12 protein-coding genes and 1 pseudogene are annotated in these 17,168 nt (G+C 68.4%); all 13 read left to right on the top strand.

What is annotated here, in order from left to right; translation table 11 throughout:
* Positions 1–27: 27 nt before the first annotated feature.
* Positions 28–390, top strand: a complete 363-nt coding sequence (locus F6X53_RS05375) for a hypothetical protein (protein WP_150997949.1) — start codon at positions 28–30, stop codon at positions 388–390.
* A 118-nt stretch (positions 391–508) separates the two neighbouring features.
* Positions 509–1,399, top strand: coding sequence for a LysR family transcriptional regulator (locus F6X53_RS05380; protein WP_150997951.1), 891 nt, complete (start codon positions 509–511; stop codon positions 1,397–1,399).
* A gap of 196 nt (positions 1,400–1,595) precedes the next feature.
* Positions 1,596–2,561 carry an alpha/beta fold hydrolase gene (locus F6X53_RS05385; protein ID WP_150997953.1) on the top strand — a complete coding sequence of 322 codons (966 nt, stop codon included), beginning with the start codon at positions 1,596–1,598 and terminating at the stop codon, positions 2,559–2,561.
* 489 nt (positions 2,562–3,050) lie between these two features.
* Positions 3,051–3,556, top strand: a pseudogene (locus F6X53_RS05395) (transposase); the annotation flags it as partial.
* Positions 3,557–3,611: 55 nt separating this feature from the next.
* The gene (locus F6X53_RS05400) at positions 3,612–6,734 is read left to right on the top strand and encodes a PAS domain-containing protein (protein ID WP_238296736.1); all 3,123 of its coding nucleotides are present in this window, start codon (positions 3,612–3,614) and stop codon (positions 6,732–6,734) included.
* A gap of 187 nt (positions 6,735–6,921) precedes the next feature.
* Complete coding sequence (locus tag F6X53_RS32185; protein WP_191970710.1) at positions 6,922–7,068, top strand: hypothetical protein; 147 nt, start codon at positions 6,922–6,924, stop codon at positions 7,066–7,068.
* Positions 7,069–7,200: 132 nt separating this feature from the next.
* A complete protein-coding gene (locus F6X53_RS05405; protein ID WP_150997957.1) occupies positions 7,201–7,941 on the top strand; it encodes a sulfite exporter TauE/SafE family protein in 741 nt (246 codons plus the stop codon).
* A 186-nt stretch (positions 7,942–8,127) separates the two neighbouring features.
* Positions 8,128–10,389 carry an ATP-binding protein gene (locus F6X53_RS05410; RefSeq protein WP_150998235.1) on the top strand — a complete coding sequence of 754 codons (2,262 nt, stop codon included), beginning with the start codon at positions 8,128–8,130 and terminating at the stop codon, positions 10,387–10,389.
* A 1-nt stretch (position 10,390) separates the two neighbouring features.
* Complete coding sequence (locus F6X53_RS05415) at positions 10,391–10,852, top strand: response regulator (RefSeq protein ID WP_150997958.1); 462 nt, start codon at positions 10,391–10,393, stop codon at positions 10,850–10,852.
* The gene (locus F6X53_RS05420; protein ID WP_238296734.1) at positions 10,849–12,573 is read left to right on the top strand and encodes a hybrid sensor histidine kinase/response regulator; all 1,725 of its coding nucleotides are present in this window, start codon (positions 10,849–10,851) and stop codon (positions 12,571–12,573) included. The genes F6X53_RS05415 and F6X53_RS05420 overlap by 4 nt, the downstream gene beginning before the upstream one ends.
* A 198-nt stretch (positions 12,574–12,771) precedes the next feature.
* Positions 12,772–14,178: a sensor histidine kinase gene (locus tag F6X53_RS05425; RefSeq protein ID WP_244965527.1), complete on the top strand. Its 1,407-nt coding sequence runs from the start codon at positions 12,772–12,774 to the stop codon at positions 14,176–14,178.
* 314 nt (positions 14,179–14,492) lie between these two features.
* On the top strand, positions 14,493–14,684 hold the full coding sequence (locus F6X53_RS05435) for a type II toxin-antitoxin system ParD family antitoxin (protein ID WP_150997962.1): 192 nt from the start codon (positions 14,493–14,495) through the stop codon (positions 14,682–14,684).
* Positions 14,681–16,726, top strand: coding sequence for an ATP-binding protein (locus F6X53_RS05440; RefSeq protein WP_150997964.1), 2,046 nt, complete (start codon positions 14,681–14,683; stop codon positions 16,724–16,726). Before F6X53_RS05435 ends, F6X53_RS05440 begins: the two co-directional genes overlap by 4 nt.
* Positions 16,727–17,168: the final 442 nt, after the last annotated feature.

Genomic DNA, 17,168 nt, shown 5'->3' on the forward strand with positions numbered 1-17,168 from the left:
CAACCCTCGAAACCCGAGAGTGCCGCCATGTCTTCCTTCACCCTGGACGGGCGCGTGCGCCTGTCCATCGTGCTCGCCCTGGTCGACAACGGCCGCGACCCGCCTGCTTCTCCAGGGCGGGAAGCGGAAGCCCGCGGGCTCGGGATGTGCGGCGCCGAGGTCGACGCCGCGCGTCGGGGCCGGAGCTTCGATGTGCGCACGTCGCGAGCGCTGGCCCTGGCCCTGGAGGCGGCCTCCCGGGACGGCGGGCGCCTTCACGAGGAGCGTGCGCGGGCGGTGTGGTCGGGCATCCCCGCCGAGGTCTGCCGCGAGATCGAGAGCCTCGCCGAAGAGGTCGCTGGCTACGTAGCGGCGCCGGACGCCGAACCGGCGGTCGCCCGCGACGGCTAGGCGGCCTGGCCCGGCATGCCGTTCACCATGCCGCGACGGTCCGGCGGCGCGCCTGCGCGAACAGCTGTATTCGTCAAGGCGACGATGGCCGAGCCGCTGGGGACGGGGGAGCAGGGACATGGACCGCTGGCAGGCCATGCGGATCTTCGCGAAGGTCGCGGAGACGGCGAGCTTCGCGGAGACCGCGCGCCTGATGCACATGAGCCCGCCGGCCGTGACGCGGGCCATCGCCGCGCTGGAGGAGACCGTCGGCGCCCGCCTGTTCGTGCGGACCACACGCTCCGTGAAGCTCACGGAGGCCGGGGGGCGCTACTACGAGGATTGCCGGCGTATCCTGGCCGACATCGTCGAGGCCGAGGCTGCCGCCGCAGGCTCCTACGCGACGCCGTCCGGCACTCTCGCGGTGACAGCATCGGTCCTGTTCGGCCACATGCACGTGCTGCCCGTCGTGACCGATTACCTCGACGCCTACCCGACCATGGCGGCGCGGACGCTGTTCGTCGACCGGCAAGTGAACATCGTCGAGGAAGGCATCGACGTCGCTGTGCGCATCGGCCATCTGTCGGATTCCGGCTTTACGGCCGCCCGGGTCGGGTCGGTACGCCGCGTCGTCTGCGGCTCGCCGGCCTACTTCGAGCGGCACGGCGTCCCGCAGACACCGCAGGACCTGAGGGACCACCGCGTCGCCATGTCCACGGGCGCGTGGGCCTCGACGGAGTGGCGGTTCGCGCAGGATCAGCGCGTGACGGTCCATCCCGCCCTGATGAGCAACACGAACGAGGCCGGCATCGCCGCTGCCCTGGCGGGTTGGGGCCTGACGCGGGTGCTGCACTACCAGATCGGCTCCGCCCTGCTCGAAGGCCGCCTGCAGGTCGTGCTCGCCGACTACGAGGAGGAGCCGCTGCCCATCCATGTGGTCTACCCCGAGGGGCGGCAGGCGCCGGCCAAGGTGAGGACATTCGTCGACCTGGTCGTGGCGCGGCTGCGGTCCAACCGCCTGCTCAACTGAGCGGGAGCAGGTCGATGCGAGGCGTCGGTCCGGGTCGGTTCAACCTGGCCCAGGCCGAAGGCGCCAGGCGATCTTATTTATTCCGCAGGCGACAACAATGCCTTCCACACGACGCCGATTAACGCCTGCAAGCTGAAGACCGATGATGTCTCCATGAGGCGGCGAGGTCCTCGACGACTTACGAAAGGAGACTCCGATGAAACACCTTCTGCTTGCCCTGATGCTCGCGACGGCGGGCACGGTCCTCCCCTCTTATGCCAAGGCGGAGCAAACCCCGGTCGCCGCGCAGGCGCCGGCAACGGTCCATTACCGTTCCGCGATGGTCGACGGCGTGAAGGTCTTCTACCGCGAGGCCGGCCCGGCCGATGGCCCGGTCGTGCTGCTCCTGCACGGCTTCCCGACCTCCTCGCACATGTTTCGCAACCTGATCCCGACGCTTGCCGACCGCTACCGCGTCATCGCGCCCGACTACCCCGGCTTTGGCCAGAGCGACGCCCCCGACCACACCAAGTTCGCCTACACCTTCGGCCACTACGCCGACCTAGTGGACGGCCTGCTCGGGCAGCTCGGCGCCAAATCCTACGCAATGTACGTGATGGATTATGGCGCGCCGGTCGGGTACCGGCTCGCCCTCAAGCATCCGGAGCGGGTGACCGGCCTGATCGTCCAGAACGGCAACGCCTACGACGAGGGACTCCGCGAGTTCTGGAACCCGATCAAGACCTACTGGGCCGACGGCTCGGCCAAGAGCCGCGAGGCGCTGTCGGGTCTGGTGACACTCCCCACGACGATCTTCCAGTACACCGACGGCGTGCGGGACGTCTCAAGGATCAGCCCGGACAACTGGGTCCACGACCAGGCCCTGCTCGACCGGCCCGGCAATAAGGACATCCAGCTCGACCTATTCTACGACTACCGCACCAACGTGCCCCTTTACCCGCAATTCCAGGCGTTCTTCCGCGAGCGCAAGCCGCCGACGCTGATCGCTTGGGGCAAGAACGACAAGATCTTCCCCGAGGAAGGGGCGCACCCCTACTTGCGGGACCTGCCGAACGCGGAGCTGCACATCCTCGACACTGGCCACTTCGCGCTGGAGGACAAGCTGGAGGAGATGGTGCCCCTCATTCGCGGCTTCCTCGACAAGCAGGTGGCGAAGCGCTGACCCTTCTGACGGCCCAGGCCGGTAGGTGCGATGCGGACCGCGCCCCTTTCACGGGGCGCGGTCCTTGGCGTTCCCGCCGCGTTTCGGTGTCTGTGAGAGCGGAGCATCTGCGGGGTAGACCTGGCGTCAAGCCTGGAAGTCGGTCGAGAGGCTGAGCTCGCGCCAGGCACGTAGCTCGGCCAGCCGCGCCTCGTCCCCGGCTCGGCCTGCGCGTAGGCGTCGCTATCCAGCACCAGGCGCAACGGCGGCGCTTTCGCCGAGACCACGGCCATTATCGCCCGGGCGGCGCGCTGCGGGTCGCCAGGCTGTTTCCCGTCGTAGGCCCGCTGCATGGTAGCGACCTGGCCGACGGTCTCGGCGTAGGCCGGGTTGCCCTCGGCGATGCGCGTCGACGATCCCGCAAAGTCCGTCCGGAAGCCGCCGGGCTCTGACCGGCTGGCTTTGGACCGGGCTGATTGAGAGGGTCAGCGAGGACCGAAGGAGTCGGACATGCGGCGAGGTCAGAAGACGGGCGCGGAGCAGGTTGTGCTGAAACTGCGCCAGATCGAGGTGCAGACGGCGCAGGGCAAGAGCCTGGCGCTGGCGTGCAAGGAGGCGGAGATCTCCGAGCAGAGCTATTACCGTTGGCGCAAGGAGTACGGCGGTCTGCAGGTCGATCAAGCCAGGAAGATGAAGGATCTGGAGCGCGAGAACGCTCGGTTGCGCCGCCTCGTGGCCGACTTGTCCTTGGAGAAGCAGGTGCTGGCGGACGTCGCCTCGGGAAACTTGTAGCCCCTGAGCGACGCCGGCAGGCGGTGGCGGCGATCCAAGAGACGTACGGCCTCTCGGAACGTCACGCCTGCCGCATCGTCGGTCAGCACCGCGGCACACAGCGCTATGTGCCCACCGTGCTGGCCGACGAGGATGGGCTGACCCGAGCCATCATCGCCCTGGCATCCGAGTACGGGCGCTACGGCTACCGCCGCGTCACCGCCCTGTTGCAGGCAGACGGCTGGTAGGTTGGCAAGGATCGCGGTCAGGGCTGACTACGGTCGTGACGGAGACATGGTAGTGGCTGTCGATGATCACGGGCTGCCCTGTAGGAAGCAGTCAGGCAAGGGTTGGGCGCAGGTGGACTTGGCTGGCGAGAGCGGATCGAATTCACGGAACGGGGCCCATGCCGACGCCGCGGCGCTTTTTGCCGGCCCCGGCGAGGTCCGTTCGCTCGCCCGGGACCTCGACTGGTCGGCGACCCCCCTCGGGCCAACCGCAGCTTGGTCACCGGCGCTCCGGACCCTGGCGCGGTCGATCTTCGACTCGCCCTTTCCGATCTGCCTCTGGTCGGGCCCGCATTACGCCCTCATCTACAATGATCCTTACCGCAGGATCCTGGCCGCCAAGCACCCCGCGGCCCTCGGGCAACCCGGCTCCAGCGTCTGGGCCGAGATCTGGGAAGAGCTTCAGCCCCAGTTTGACGGCGTTCGCGCGGGAGGCGATCCGCTCTACTTCGAGGATGCCCCGTTCGTCATGGCGCGGCTCGAAGGCGGCGGCACCGAGACCGCCTGGTTCAACTACCCGCTGTCCGCCCTGCGCGACGAGGATGGCAGCGTCGCCGCGGTCCTCAACATCACGCCCGAGACGACGGCCCGCGTCGTTCTCGAACGTCGGCTCACCGAGGAGCAAACGGCTCTGGCGATGAGCGAGGAGCGCCTGCGCCTCGCCGTGAACAACGCGGATGTCGGCCTTTGGGACGTCGATCTGGTCAATGACCGGTTGGCGTGGTCCGCCCGCACCAAATCCATGTTCGGCATCTCCGCCGACGTCCCAGTGACCATGGACGACTTCTACGTCGGGCTCCATCCCGACGACCGTGAAGCGACCACGGCGGCCTACCTCGCTGCGGCCGATCCGGAGCGCCGGGCCCTCTACGATGTCGAGTATCGAACGGTCGGCAAGGAGGACGGCGCAGAGCGGTGGGTCGCTGCCAAGGGCCGTGGCGTGTTCGACGCGTCCGGGCGCTGCCTGCGGGTCACCGGGACAGCGCTTGAGATCACAACGCGGAGAGCCGCGGAAATCCGGCGTGGCCTCCTCGTCGACCTGACCCAGGTCATCCGCGACATGAAGGACCCGGCCGACATCGCGTATGCCACCGCCGCGGTCCTCGGACGTACGCTGGGCAGCAGCCGGGTGGGATACGCCGCCATCGACCACGATGCCGAGACGCTTCACGTTGCCCGGGATTGGACGGCGCCGGGCGTGGAAACGCTCGCGGGTGTCCTGGCGTTGCGGGATTATGGCTCGTTCATCGACAGCCTGAAGCGTGGCGAACTCACCGTCGTCGACGATGTCCGCACCGACGCCCGGACCGCCGGTCCGGCCGCCGATGCACTCGAACGCAAGAGCGCCCGGACCTTCGTGAATGTGCCTGTCCTGGAACTGGGACGGCTTGTTGCAGTGTTCTTCGTCAATCACGGCGAGAAACGGAACTGGAACGAGGGCGACCTTGGACTGATCAGGGAAGTCGCGGACCGCACGCGGACCGCCGTCGAGCGGGCACGCGGCGAGCATGCCCTCCGGGAAAGCGAGGCGCGGCTGCGCGAGCTGAACGAGACCCTGGAGGTCCAGGTCGAGGCGCGCTCGGCGGAGCGCGACCGGTTGTGGAACCTCTCCCAGGACATGCTGGCGCGGGCCGACTACACCGGCATGATGTCGGCAGTCAGTCCCGCCTGGACGCAGGTGCTCGGCTGGAGCGAACGCGAGTTGCTCTCACGGGGCTACGCGACATTCATGCATCCCGATGACGAGCCTCCGACGCTTGAGGCCATCGGGCGCATGGCGACCACTGGTCGACCCGCCCGCTTCGAGAACCGCATCGCCACACGGGATGGGGGCTTCAAGCATATCGAATGGACGGTTGCCCCGGAGCGGGACGGCGTCAACTTCATTGCCGTCGGACGTGACCTAAGCGACGCCAAGGCGCGCGAGGCGGAGCTCGCGATGGCTCAGGAAGCCTTGCGGCAGTCGCAGAAGATGGAGGCCGTCGGCCAGTTGACCGGGGGCCTCGCGCACGACTTCAACAACCTGCTCGCGGGCATCTCCGGCTCCCTGGAACTGATGCAGACGCGGATGAGCCAAGGCCGGTTCAACGACGTGGACCGCTACTTGGCGGCCGCGCAGGGCGCCTCGAAGCGCGCCGCAGCCCTGACGCATCGCCTGCTCGCGTTCTCGCGGCGCCAGACCCTCGACCCAAAGCCCACCGACGCGAACCGGTTGGTATCGGGCATACAGGAACTGGTGCAGCGTACGGTTGGCCCGCAGATCCTGATCGAGGTCGTGGGCGCGTCGGGGGCCTGGCCGGCCCTGGTCGACCCGTCCCAGCTTGAGAACGCGCTGCTCAATCTCTGCATCAACGCCCGCGACGCGATGCCGGACGGCGGCCGGATCACCATCGAGACCGCCAACAAGTGGCTCGACGAACGGGCGGCACGTCAGCAGGACATGCCGCCCGGGCAATACCTGACGCTGAGCGTTACCGACACCGGGACGGGCATGCCGCCGGAGGTGATCGAGCGGGTGTTCGAGCCGTTCTTCACCACCAAGCCGCTCGGCGAGGGTACCGGGCTCGGGTTGTCGATGATCTACGGGTTCGCCCAGCAGTCCGGCGGTCAGGTGCGGATCTACTCGGAGGTCGGGAAGGGCACGACGGTCTCGATCTACCTGCCGCGCCACTACGGCGAGTTCGACGCGGAGGAGGTCCACGCTCCGCCCGCGATGCTCCCCCGTGCCGAGCAGGGCGAGACCGTGCTGGTCGTGGACGACGAGCCAACCGTGCGCATGCTGGTCACCGACATCCTGGAGGATCTCGGCTACACCGCCATCGAGGCGGGGGACAGCGTCGCCGGCCTGAAGGTCCTGCAGTCCGACGTGCGCATCGACCTTCTCGTGACCGACGTCGGCCTGCCCGGGGGGATGAACGGACGTCAGATGGCTGATGCCGCGCGCGTATCCCGGCCGGCCCTCCAAGTGCTGTTCATCACGGGCTACGCAGAGAACGCGGTGCTGGGGAACGGGCATCTGGCGCCCGGCATGGCGGTCCTGACCAAGCCGTTCGCCGTCGAGACGATGGCGGCCCGCATCCGCTCGATGATCGAGGCAACGCGCATCGAGCCCCTCAGGCGGTCGAAGGCTTCGTAGCGCCGGACTTACCTGCGGCGGGTTCGTTTGTGTTCACCGGCGTCGGGCTTGGGAGATGCTCTTCGATATCAGTCTTCCAGGGCGGCAGTTGGAACGGATGATCCGCCTTTTAGCAGGGGATCCAGCCGCGTAACCAGGGAACGGCCGGCCCACCCTGAGGATTGCCCGTCACCCACAGGAGTCGAGCATGACCGAGAAGAAGGGCTACGGCAGCGAGACGGCCAAGAAGGCCAACGCCAAGGCGAGCCACGAGGGCAGGTCAAACCCACGCACGTCTTCCTCGGCCCAGGCCGAGCTCGGCAAGAAGGGCGGCAAGTCCAAGTCCAAGTCCTAGTAATCGAAATCTGACGCTTGATACTCATCGCGAAGGGCAGATTCCGACCCTACTCGGACCCTGGAGCTTTTACCTCCCCACGACCGGAGTCGATGGAAGGCGGTCATGGCGGGGCGCGTATAAGCTGAGCCGATGCCCGACCTTGCCTTCGCCTTTGCCATCGCGGTTGTCGCTGCGCTCTACTCGGCCGTGGGGCAAGCAGGGGGCACCGGTTACGTCGCGATCATGGGACTTGCCGGCTTCGCGCCTGAAACGATCAAACCTACCGCCCTGGCGCTCAACATCCTTGTTTCAGTACTGGCCTGCATCCGCTTCTACCGGGCGAGGCTGCTGACGTGGCGAGCCTGCTATCCGTTCGGGGTCCTGGGCTTACCGTTCTCGCTGCTCGGTGGAGCTCTGCACCTGCCGTCTTCCACCTACCAACCCGTAGTCGGCGCGTTGCTGCTGGCGGCGGGGTTGCAGATGCTGCGAGGGTCGAGGGCTGGCGTTGATCAGGCGGGCTTGCACCCGCCGCCTTTCGTGCTGGCACTGCTGACAGGAGGCGTGATCGGGCTGGTTTCCGGGGTAACCGGCGTCGGAGGTGGCATCTTCCTCGCCCCGGCCATCCTGACCCTTGGCTGGGCCGATACAAGGCAAACCGCTGCAATCTCGGCGACCTTCAACCTCATCAACTCAGCCGCTGCACTCGCGGGCGTATGGGCCACCATGCCCGTGCTGCCAGCGGCCTTACCATTCTGGCTAGCCTGCGTCGGCGGCGGTGGCATAGTCGGCTCGTGGCTGGGGGCACGTCATCTGCGGCAGCGTACCCTGCGCCTTGTCCTGGCCGCCCTGTTGCTGGCCTCGGCGGTGCGCATGCTCGCAGCCTCGCTGTAGCTGCGTCGTCCGCTTTAGGTTGCGGTCCGGCTACGGCGTGGCGGATCGCGCGTCGCGTGGATGTGACCTTTGGGCCCAGGTAAGGAGCCCCAGGCTCGAAGTCCGGTCGTAGGCAGGCATCCGGGCCGATGCTAGACAGTGGACGACGGTCGCCGCCAAGCAGGCCGGGACCGTCGGGAGGGGAATCTGACGTCGGATCAACGAAGCGACGCGACGCCACGGCCCGACCTTACGGCCTGCGATCGCGAGCCCATACACATCGTCGGCAGCGTTCAGCCCCACGGGTTCCTGCTCACCCTCGACCCCGCCAGTCTCGCCATCGCGCAGGCCAGCGCGAACGCGCCGGGCACCGCGGCCGCCGGGGCCACCCTCGACGCCGTCTTCCCCACGCTCGTTCCGGTGGTTCGCCGATACCTCGACGCCCCTCCGGACGAGGACGGCGCCCACTACCTCCGCACCGTGACCCTTGACGTTGCTGGCGTCTCCCAGGCCTACGAGGTCGCTGCGCACCAGGTCGATGGCCTGGTGGTGTTGGAGATGGAGGAAGCGCCGGACGCCGACGTCGACGCTGGGCTCGACGCGCTCACCCCGCGGCTGCGCGCCTTCGTCCAGCGTCTTCGCGTCGCACGTTCGGTCGAGGACCTCTGCGCCATCGTCGCGGAGGATATCCGGCACGTCACCGGCTTCGACCGGGTCTTGGTCTACCGCTTCGACCGGGACTGGCACGGCACGGTGCTGGCCGAGGACGGCAACGGCGTGCTGCCGTCCTACCTCGACCTGCGCTTCCCGGCCTCGGACATCCCGGTGCAGGCGCGCGAGCTCTACCGTCGCAACCGCCTGCGGATCATCCCCGACGCCGGCTACGAGCCGGTGCCGATCCGGCCGTCGCTGACGCCTGCGGGCAAGCCGCTTGACCTCAGCCAGTCGGTCCTGCGCTCGGTCTCGCCGGTGCACGGGGAGTACATGCGCAACATGGGCACTGGCGCTTCGATGTCGGTCTCGATCATGGTCGACGACGCCCTCTGGGGCCTGGTTTCCTGTCACAACCGCCAGCCGCACCGCGTGCCGCTCCAGGCCCGCAACGCCTGCGACTTCCTCACCCAGATCTTCGCCTTGCAGGTCTCCGCCCGCGAGCGCGGCGCCCAGGCCGAGCAGCGCCTCGCGCTCGGGGCGGTGCAGGCGCGGCTCCTCGGCTTCATGGCAGAGGAGGACAGCTTCGTCGACGGGCTCCTCAAGCATCCCGACGACGTCTTGGCGCTCGCCAACGCCGCGGGCGCTACCATCGTCACCAAGGACCGTTGCCGGTTGATTGGGACCACGCCGGCCGAGCCGGAGGTCCGCCTGCTCCACGACTGGCTCTCGGCGCGGACCGACGAGGCCGAGGTGTTCTCGACGGAGGCACTCTCCGAGCTCCTGCCCGACGCCGAGGCCTTCGCCGACAAGGCCAGCGGGCTCCTCGCCATCTCGGTCTCGAAGAAGTACGCGAGCTACATCCTTTGGTTCAGGCCGGAGGTGGTGCGCACCGTCAAGTGGGGCGGCAACCCGGTGAAGCCGGCCCAGCCCGACCCGGAAGGCGGCCCCGACCGCCTGCACCCGCGCAAGTCCTTCGAGATCTGGAAGGAGACCGTGAAGGGCCGTTCGCTGCCCTGGTCGGGCCCCGAGGTCGATGCGGCCAAGGACCTGCGCAACTCGGTGCTCGGCATCGTGCTGCGCCGTGCCGAGGAGCTCGCGGCGATGAGCGAGGAGCTGCAGCGCTCGAACAGGGAGCTCGAAGCCTTCTCCTACTCGGTCAGCCACGACCTGCGCGCGCCGTTCCGACACATCGTCGGCTACTCGAACCTTCTGAAGAACCGCGAAGCGGCCAACCTCTCGGAGAAGGGCCGGCACTACGTCGACACCATCATCGAGGCGGCCTTCTCGGCCGGCACCCTCGTCGACAACCTGCTCTCCTTCTCGCAGATGGGCCGCAACTCACTGAACCGGGTCACCGGGGACATGAACGCCCTCGTCGAGGAGGTCCGGCGCAAGACGATGCGCGACGTCGCCCCCGAGCGCACGGTGCGTTGGGAGGTCGGCTCCCTCGGGCGGGCCTACGCCGACCCGTTCATGCTGCGCCTCGTGATCGAGAACCTGCTCTCGAACGCCCTGAAGTACAGCCGCGACCGGTCCGAGGCGGTCATCGAGGTCGGGCGCCTGCCTCCGAAGGACGGCGAGGCGGTGTTCTTCGTTCGCGACAACGGCGTCGGCTTCGACATGGCCTACGTCGACAAGCTGTTCGGGGTGTTCCAGCGCCTGCACCGCGTCGAGGAGTTCGAGGGCACCGGCATCGGGCTCGCGAACGTGCGGCGCATCGTCGAGCGTCACGGCGGCCGGACCTGGGCCGAGGGCAGGCTCGGCGAGGGCGCGACCTTCCACTTTACGCTGCCCTTGCGGGAGGACGGACACTAAGATGGCGAGCCTGAAGCCGATCCTCCTCGTCGAGGACAACCCCAACGATATAGAGCTTACGCTCGCCGCGCTGGAGGCGGGCCAGCTCGCCAACGAGATCGTCATCTGCCGCGACGGGGCCGAGGCGCTCGACTTCATCTACCGTCGCGGCCCACACGAGGGCCGCGCGGTCCAGGACCCGGCCGTGATCCTCCTCGACCTGAAGCTGCCCAAGGTCGACGGCCTGGAGGTGCTGGCCGCGGTCAAGGGCGACCCGCGGTCCCGTGGCATCCCCGTCGTGATGCTGACCTCCTCGCGCGAGGAGACCGACGTGGTGCGCTCCTACGACCTCGGGGTGAACGCCTTCGTGGTCAAGCCCGTTGGATTCGAGGAGTTCTTCGCGGCCATCAAGGAGCTCGGCGTGTTCTGGGCCGTCCTGAACGAGCCGCCGCCGCATCGGGGAAGCTGGCCATCGAACGCGTGACTGACGCCGGCAACCCGATCCGCATCCTCCACCTGGAGGACAGCGACCTCGACGCGGAACTCATCGAGGCGGAGCTCGACGCGGTGGGCCGTCCCTTCGTGATCGAGCGGGTCATGGACCGGCCCGACTTCATGGCGGCCGCCCAGCCTGGCCGGCACGACCTGATCCTCGCGGATTACGTCCTGCCGACCTTCGACGGCATCAGCGCCCACAGCATCGCCCGGGAGCAATGCCCGGACACTCCCTTCGTCTTCGTCTCGGGCACACTCGGCGAGGAAACGGCTGTCGAGGCGATCAAGAACGGCGCGGTCGACTACGTCACGAAGCAGCGCCTCGACAGGCTCCCTCGTACGGTCCTGCGGGCCCTCGCCGAGGCGCAGGCGAAGGCCGACAAGCGTGAGGCCGAGGCCGCGCTGCGGGAGCTCAACGAGACGCTGGAGACCCGCATCGTCGAGCGCACCCGCGAGCTTGCCGAGGCCAACGCGGCCCTGCAGTCGCAGATCGCCGAGCGCGAGCGCGTCGAGGAGGCCCTGCGCCTTGCCCAGAGGCTTGAGGCGGTCGGGCAATTGACCAGCGGCGTCGCGCACGACTTCAACAACCTCCTCACCGTCATCGCCGGAAATATCGAGTTCCTGGCCCGCGAGGTGGCGACCGAACGCTCCCACCGGCGGCTGGCGATGATGAAGGGGGCGGCCGAGCGGGGCGCGAGCCTCACGGCGCAACTCCTCGCCTTCTCGCGCCGCCAAAGGCTGGAACCCACCCCGGTGAGCCTCAACCAGACGGTCGCCTCGATGCGCGACCTGCTACAGAGCTCCATCGGGGGAGCGGTGCGCATCGAGACGACGCTGCGGGCCGACCTCTGGCCGGCACTGGTCGACGCGACCCAGATCGAGCTCGTGATCCTGAACCTCGCCATCAACGCGCGGGACGCCATGGCGGTGGGCGGCTGCCTGACCATCGAGACCGCCAACGTCACGGTCACCGGCCCTCAGACGAGGCCCGAGCAGCCTGTACCCGGCGAGTACGTCATGGTGGCGGTCAGCGACACCGGCACGGGCATGCCGCCCGAGGTCGTGGCACGGGCCTTCGAGCCCTTCTTCACCACCAAGGAGGTCGGCAAGGGCTCGGGCCTCGGCTTGGCGCAGGCCTACGGCTTCGTGAAGCAAAGCGGGGGCGGCATCCGCATCGACACGGTCGTCGGGGAAGGCACCTCGATCAAGGTTTACCTGCCCCGGTCCGAGAACGTGGCGGATACGGTCCCGGAGGGTCCGCGTACGGTCGATTGCGCCGCCCAGCACGCCAAGGACAGCCAGTCCTCCGTGTTGGTTGTCGACGACGACAGCGCCGTCCGCGAGGTCACCACGACCCGCCTTGAGGAGGCCGGGCATGCGGTGCGCGAGGCTGGCTCCGGCCTGGCGGCGTTGGCGGCACTGGAGGCGGACCCGTGCGTCGACCTCGTGCTCCTCGACTTTGCGATGCCCGGGATGAACGGGGCGGAGGTCGCCACCGAGATCCGCAAGCGCTGGCCCGGGCTGCCGGTGCTGTACGTGACCGGCTATGCGGACACCGCCGCTCTGATGCGGGGTGGGGCCGTCGGCCCGGAGGGCATCGTCCTGAAGCCGTTCCGGGACGGCGAGCTGGAGCGCAAGGTCGCCGAGGCCATCGCCAAGCGGCCGCCGCCCGGCCTGCGCCTCGTTTCGGGCGGACCGCGCGACGCCTGAAGGCCGTCGACAACGACGCCCAGATACAATCTGTCGCGGGCGACAGGCGAGACCACGCTGATAGGTCTTGCACGATGCGCCTGCGGCTCGGCCTGCGGTCACGGGGCTTGCCGAGGGACTCCGGTCCTGGTTGGGCAGCCTTCGTCCGCATCCGGCTGGTGGAAAAGTATCTCATGGGGAGGCCAGGGGGATCGGGTCGTGCGGAAGGACGGCGATACCCCCAAGGGGGACTTCATGGACGTGGTCAGCGCGCAGGACATCGTCGACACCGTCCGGACGAGCCTCCTCGTCCTCGACACCGATCTTAGGGTCGTCTCCGCCAACCGCGCCTTCTACCGTACCTTCTCCGTCGATCCGGACGCGACCGAGGGACGGATGCTGTTCGAACTCGGCGACGGACAGTGGGACATCCCCGGCCTGCGCAGCCTGCTCGTTGATGTCGTCCCGCGGGACGATGCGGTCGAGGCGTTCGAGGTCGCGCACGACTTTCCGGGGGTTGGGCACAGGGTGATGCTCCTGAACGCCCGCAAGGTGTTCCGCCCCGGGAACCACGTCCCCTTCCTTCTGCTCGCCATCGACGACGTCACCGGCGAACGGGAGGCCAGGGCGGAGGCCGAGCGCCATTGGCGCCTCGCCCAGAACGTCGTCGACACCGTCCGCGACCCGCTCGTGATCCTGGAGCAGGACCTTACGGTCGTCACCGCGAGCAGGGCCTTCCTGACACTGTTCCGGGTCCAGGCCGACGCGGTGGTCGGACGGCCGATACAGGACCTGTCGCAGGGGCAATGGAAGGTCGGGCGCCTCCAGGAACTGCTCGAACGCGTGGTGCCGGATGATGCCGCCGTCGACGGCTACGAGGTCGAGGACGATTTCCCGGGGCTCGGACGGCGCATCTTCAGGCTGAACGCCCGCAAGATCCACCGACCCGGCAATCACGTCACTCGGCTCCTCCTGGTGTTCGAGGACGTGACGGAGGCCCGCCTGATGGAGCGGCACCGGGACCTCCTCGCGGCCGAGCTCGCCCACCGCATCAAGAACTCCCTGCAGATCATCACCTCGTTCGTCTCCTATGAGATCCGCCGCGCGGCGGCCCCGTGCGTCGAGGGCTACCGGGCAATGCAGGCGCGCATCGGCGCGGTGGCAGAGCTCTACGACGTGATCTCGCGCTCGGCGACGCTCGGACCGGTGCCGATGCGACCCTACCTGGAGGGCATCGCCGGCAGCCTGCGCTCCAGCCTGCTCGGGATGGACGCCCGGGTCGCGGTCGAGGTGGAAGCCGAGCCGCTCGCCATCGTCGCGGACCAGGCGGTGACGGTCGGCCTGATCGTCAACGAGCTCGCCACGAACGCGGTCAAGCACGCGTTCCCCGGCGGGCAGGGCCGCATCGTGCTCGGGTTCAGGCGCATCGACGGCGAGGTTGCCCTGACGGTCGCCGACGACGGGATCGGGCTGGGGGGCGCCGCCGGCGGCGGGACGTCAGGGCTGGGGTCGCGCTTCGTCGACGCCTTCGTGCGTCAGGTCGGCGGTACCTTGGCGCGGGCCACGGGCAAGGAGGGCACGACCGTCACGGTGCGGCTGCCCGCCACCATCCTCGCCGAGGTATGACGCCCGACGTTGCGTGAGGGCAGTCGTGGGGCCGGCTACGGATGTCCTTGGCGCCAAGTGAAGCCCGGCGCCGGGATGGGCCCGATCCGTTCGGCGTTCGCGGATGCATGTTCAGCCCGAGCGCTGGCCGTAACGACCGTCGCACTGGGCCTCGAAGTACCTTCCGAAGCCCACGCGGACGTCCATCTTCTTCTTGAGGGTGCCGGGTGTGAGTGGCTCCTTGTGCAGGGCCGCGACGATGCGTGCATCCCTTCAACGACGATAGGCAGCTAGCAAGCTTTGACAGCAGCTTGGCCGGCGTGGGAGTCTGCGGCATGTCGAGCACGCCCACCCGCAACATCGCCCTCACTCCCGTCATGGAGGAGTACATCCGGGCGCAGGTGGCTTCGGGGCACTACGGAAACGCCAGCGAGGTCGTCCGGGCCGGCTTGCGCCTCCTGATGGAGCGGGACCCCGCCGTCGCCCGTCTCAAAGCCGCCGGGTCGAAGGCTCAGCCCAACCGATGAGCCTCCCCGATGCGGCGCGCCCGCACGACTTCCAGGCCGACATCGACCTGATCGGCAGCATCGAGGCGGTCCCGACCATCCTCGACGCCGTCTGCCGCATCACCGGCATGGGCTTCGCCGCCGTGGCGCGCGTCACCGGGGACCGTTGGGTCGCCTGCAGCGTCAAGGACGACATCGCCTTCGGCCTGGAGCCCGGCGGAGAACTGGAGGTCGCGAGCACAATCTGCCACGAGATCCGGCAGAACCGGACCGCAGTGGTGATCGACCACGTGGCCGAGGATCCCCGGTACCGCACACACCACACGCCGGCGCGGTACGGCTTCCAGAGCTACGTCTCGATGCCCATCGTGCTGCCGGACGGTACGTTCTTCGGCACTCTTTGCGCTATCGACCCGAAGCCTGCGGCTGTGAACCGACCGGAGGTCGTGGGCACCATCAGGATGTTCGCCGACCTGATCGGCTTCCACGTCGATGCCAACCAGCGCGTCGCGTCGAGTGGCGCGGCGCTGCGGCTCTACGCCAACATCGTGCAGTCGGATGCGGCGCCGATCTGCGCCTTCGACCACGACTTCCGCCTCATCGCCTTCAACAAGGCCCACAACGACGAGTTCTTCCGCGTCAACGGCTTCCATACGAAGGTCGGCGACGTATTTCCGGACCTGTTCATCCCGCAACAGGCCGCCGCCATGCGCGCCAACATGGCCCGGGCGCTCGCCGGCGAGTCGTACAAGGTCGAGGCCGTCTTCGGTCGACCCGAGTTCGGGCAGCCCTGCTGGGAGATCACCTACACGCCCCTGCGCGACGAGACGGGCTCTATCATCGGTGCCTTCCACCAGGCGCACGACATCAGCGCGCGGCTCCTGGCCGAGGCCGAGCTCCGGGACGCCCAGGAGGCGCTGCGCCAGTCGCAGAAGCTGGAGGCGGTCGGCCAGCTGACCGGGGGCGTCGCGCATGATTTCAACAACCTGCTGACCATCATCCGCTCGTCGGTCGACTTCCTGCGCCGGCCCGAGCTCTCGGCGGAGCGCCGCGCCCGCTACATGGACGCGGTCTCCGACACGGTCGACCGGGCCGCCAAGCTGACGGGCCAGCTCCTCGCCTTCGCCCGGCGGCAGACGCTCAAGCCCGAGGTGTTCGACGCCGGGGCGCAGCTGCATGCCGTGGCCGACATGCTGGACACGCTCACCGGCGCCCGTATCCGCGTGGTCACCGAGGTGGCGGACGAGCCCTGCTTCGTCCGCGCCGACGTCAGCCAGTTCCAAACGGCGCTGATCAACATGGCCGTCAACGCCCGCGACGCGATGGATGGCGAAGGGACGCTGACGCTGCGGCTCACCTGCGCGAGCGGGCTGCCGGCCATCCGCGGCCATGCCGCGGCGACCGGACCCTTCGCCGCGGTGTCGCTGACCGATACCGGCGCCGGCATCGCGCCGGACCAGCTCGTGCGGATCTTCGAGCCGTTCTTCACCACCAAGGAGATTGGCAAGGGCACGGGCCTCGGCCTGTCGCAGGTCTTCGGCTTCGCCAAGCAGTCGGGCGGCGACGTCGCGGTCGAGAGCGAGATCGGCCGGGGCACGACCTTCACCCTCTACCTGCGGGAGATCGCGGGCGAGCCGTGTGGCGAGCCACCGGTCACCGACGCGAACGAGTCCTTCCCGGTGGGCGAGGGACAGCGCGTGCTGGTCGTGGAGGACAACGTCGAGGTGGGCCGCTTCGCAACCCAGATTCTGGAGGATTTCGGCTACAGCACGACCTGGGCGGCGAACGCCGAGACTGCTCTGGAGGTGCTCGGCCCTGACGGGTCCGGGTTCGACGCGGTGTTCTCGGACGTGGTGATGCCAGGCATGGGGGGGATCGCGATGGCCCGCATCCTCCGGGACCGACTCCCGAACCTGCCGGTGTTGCTGGCCTCGGGCTACAGCCACGTGTTCGCCCGGGACGGCTCGGACGGCTTCGAGCTCCTGCACAAGCCGTACTCGGCCGACCAGCTCGGGCGCATTCTCGGCAAGGTCGTGCCGCGGCGCATTCGCGAGCGGGACTAGCGGTCAGCCTCCTACGCTTGGAAGTCGCCTAAGAAGGCTCGCTCGGCGTGGGTAGCGGAGGTTTTCTGAGAACGTTGTGGCCGCCGGAGCGATCATTCTACCTCAACGTCCGCTGTCGGGCTCCAAGCGGCCATTCGAGTGATTTCGCCCGAAGGTCCGCTGATGGCGCAAGTGGGGCCTGTGATTCAGCTTGAGCCAATGTCCGCTTCGGAGACGCCGGCAAATGCCGCCGAATGACCGAGATGGGCGCACAGCCGAAGGTCCGCTTCCGGGCATCGAGCTAACTTCCGCTCCCCACCCTTTGCGGACCTCGCGACTGGGTACTAAGCGTCAGATTTCGCCCATTAGATCGACCCTCGTCGCCGCCACCGCCGCTGGATGGCGGACCGCATGACCCGTCATTCGATCAGCGCCGTCGCGAGTGCGGTGTTTGGCGACGCGG

This window comes from Methylobacterium soli (genome assembly GCF_008806385.1).
Taxonomy (GTDB): Bacteria; Pseudomonadota; Alphaproteobacteria; order Rhizobiales; family Beijerinckiaceae; genus Methylobacterium; species Methylobacterium soli.

Excerpts from the sequence above, each read along its gene's own strand:
- F6X53_RS05375 (WP_150997949.1), top strand. The coding sequence starts at position 28 with ATGTCTTCCTTCACCCTGGACGGGCGCGTGCGCCTGTCCATCGTGCTC.
- F6X53_RS05380 (WP_150997951.1), top strand. The coding sequence starts at position 509 with ATGGACCGCTGGCAGGCCATGCGGATCTTCGCGAAGGTCGCGGAGACG.
- F6X53_RS05385 (WP_150997953.1), top strand. The coding sequence starts at position 1,596 with ATGAAACACCTTCTGCTTGCCCTGATGCTCGCGACGGCGGGCACGGTC.
- F6X53_RS32185 (WP_191970710.1), top strand. The coding sequence starts at position 6,922 with ATGACCGAGAAGAAGGGCTACGGCAGCGAGACGGCCAAGAAGGCCAAC.
- F6X53_RS05405 (WP_150997957.1), top strand. The coding sequence starts at position 7,201 with ATGCCCGACCTTGCCTTCGCCTTTGCCATCGCGGTTGTCGCTGCGCTC.
- F6X53_RS05415 (WP_150997958.1), top strand. The coding sequence starts at position 10,391 with ATGGCGAGCCTGAAGCCGATCCTCCTCGTCGAGGACAACCCCAACGAT.
- F6X53_RS05435 (WP_150997962.1), top strand. The coding sequence starts at position 14,493 with ATGTCGAGCACGCCCACCCGCAACATCGCCCTCACTCCCGTCATGGAG.
- F6X53_RS05440 (WP_150997964.1), top strand. The coding sequence starts at position 14,681 with ATGAGCCTCCCCGATGCGGCGCGCCCGCACGACTTCCAGGCCGACATC.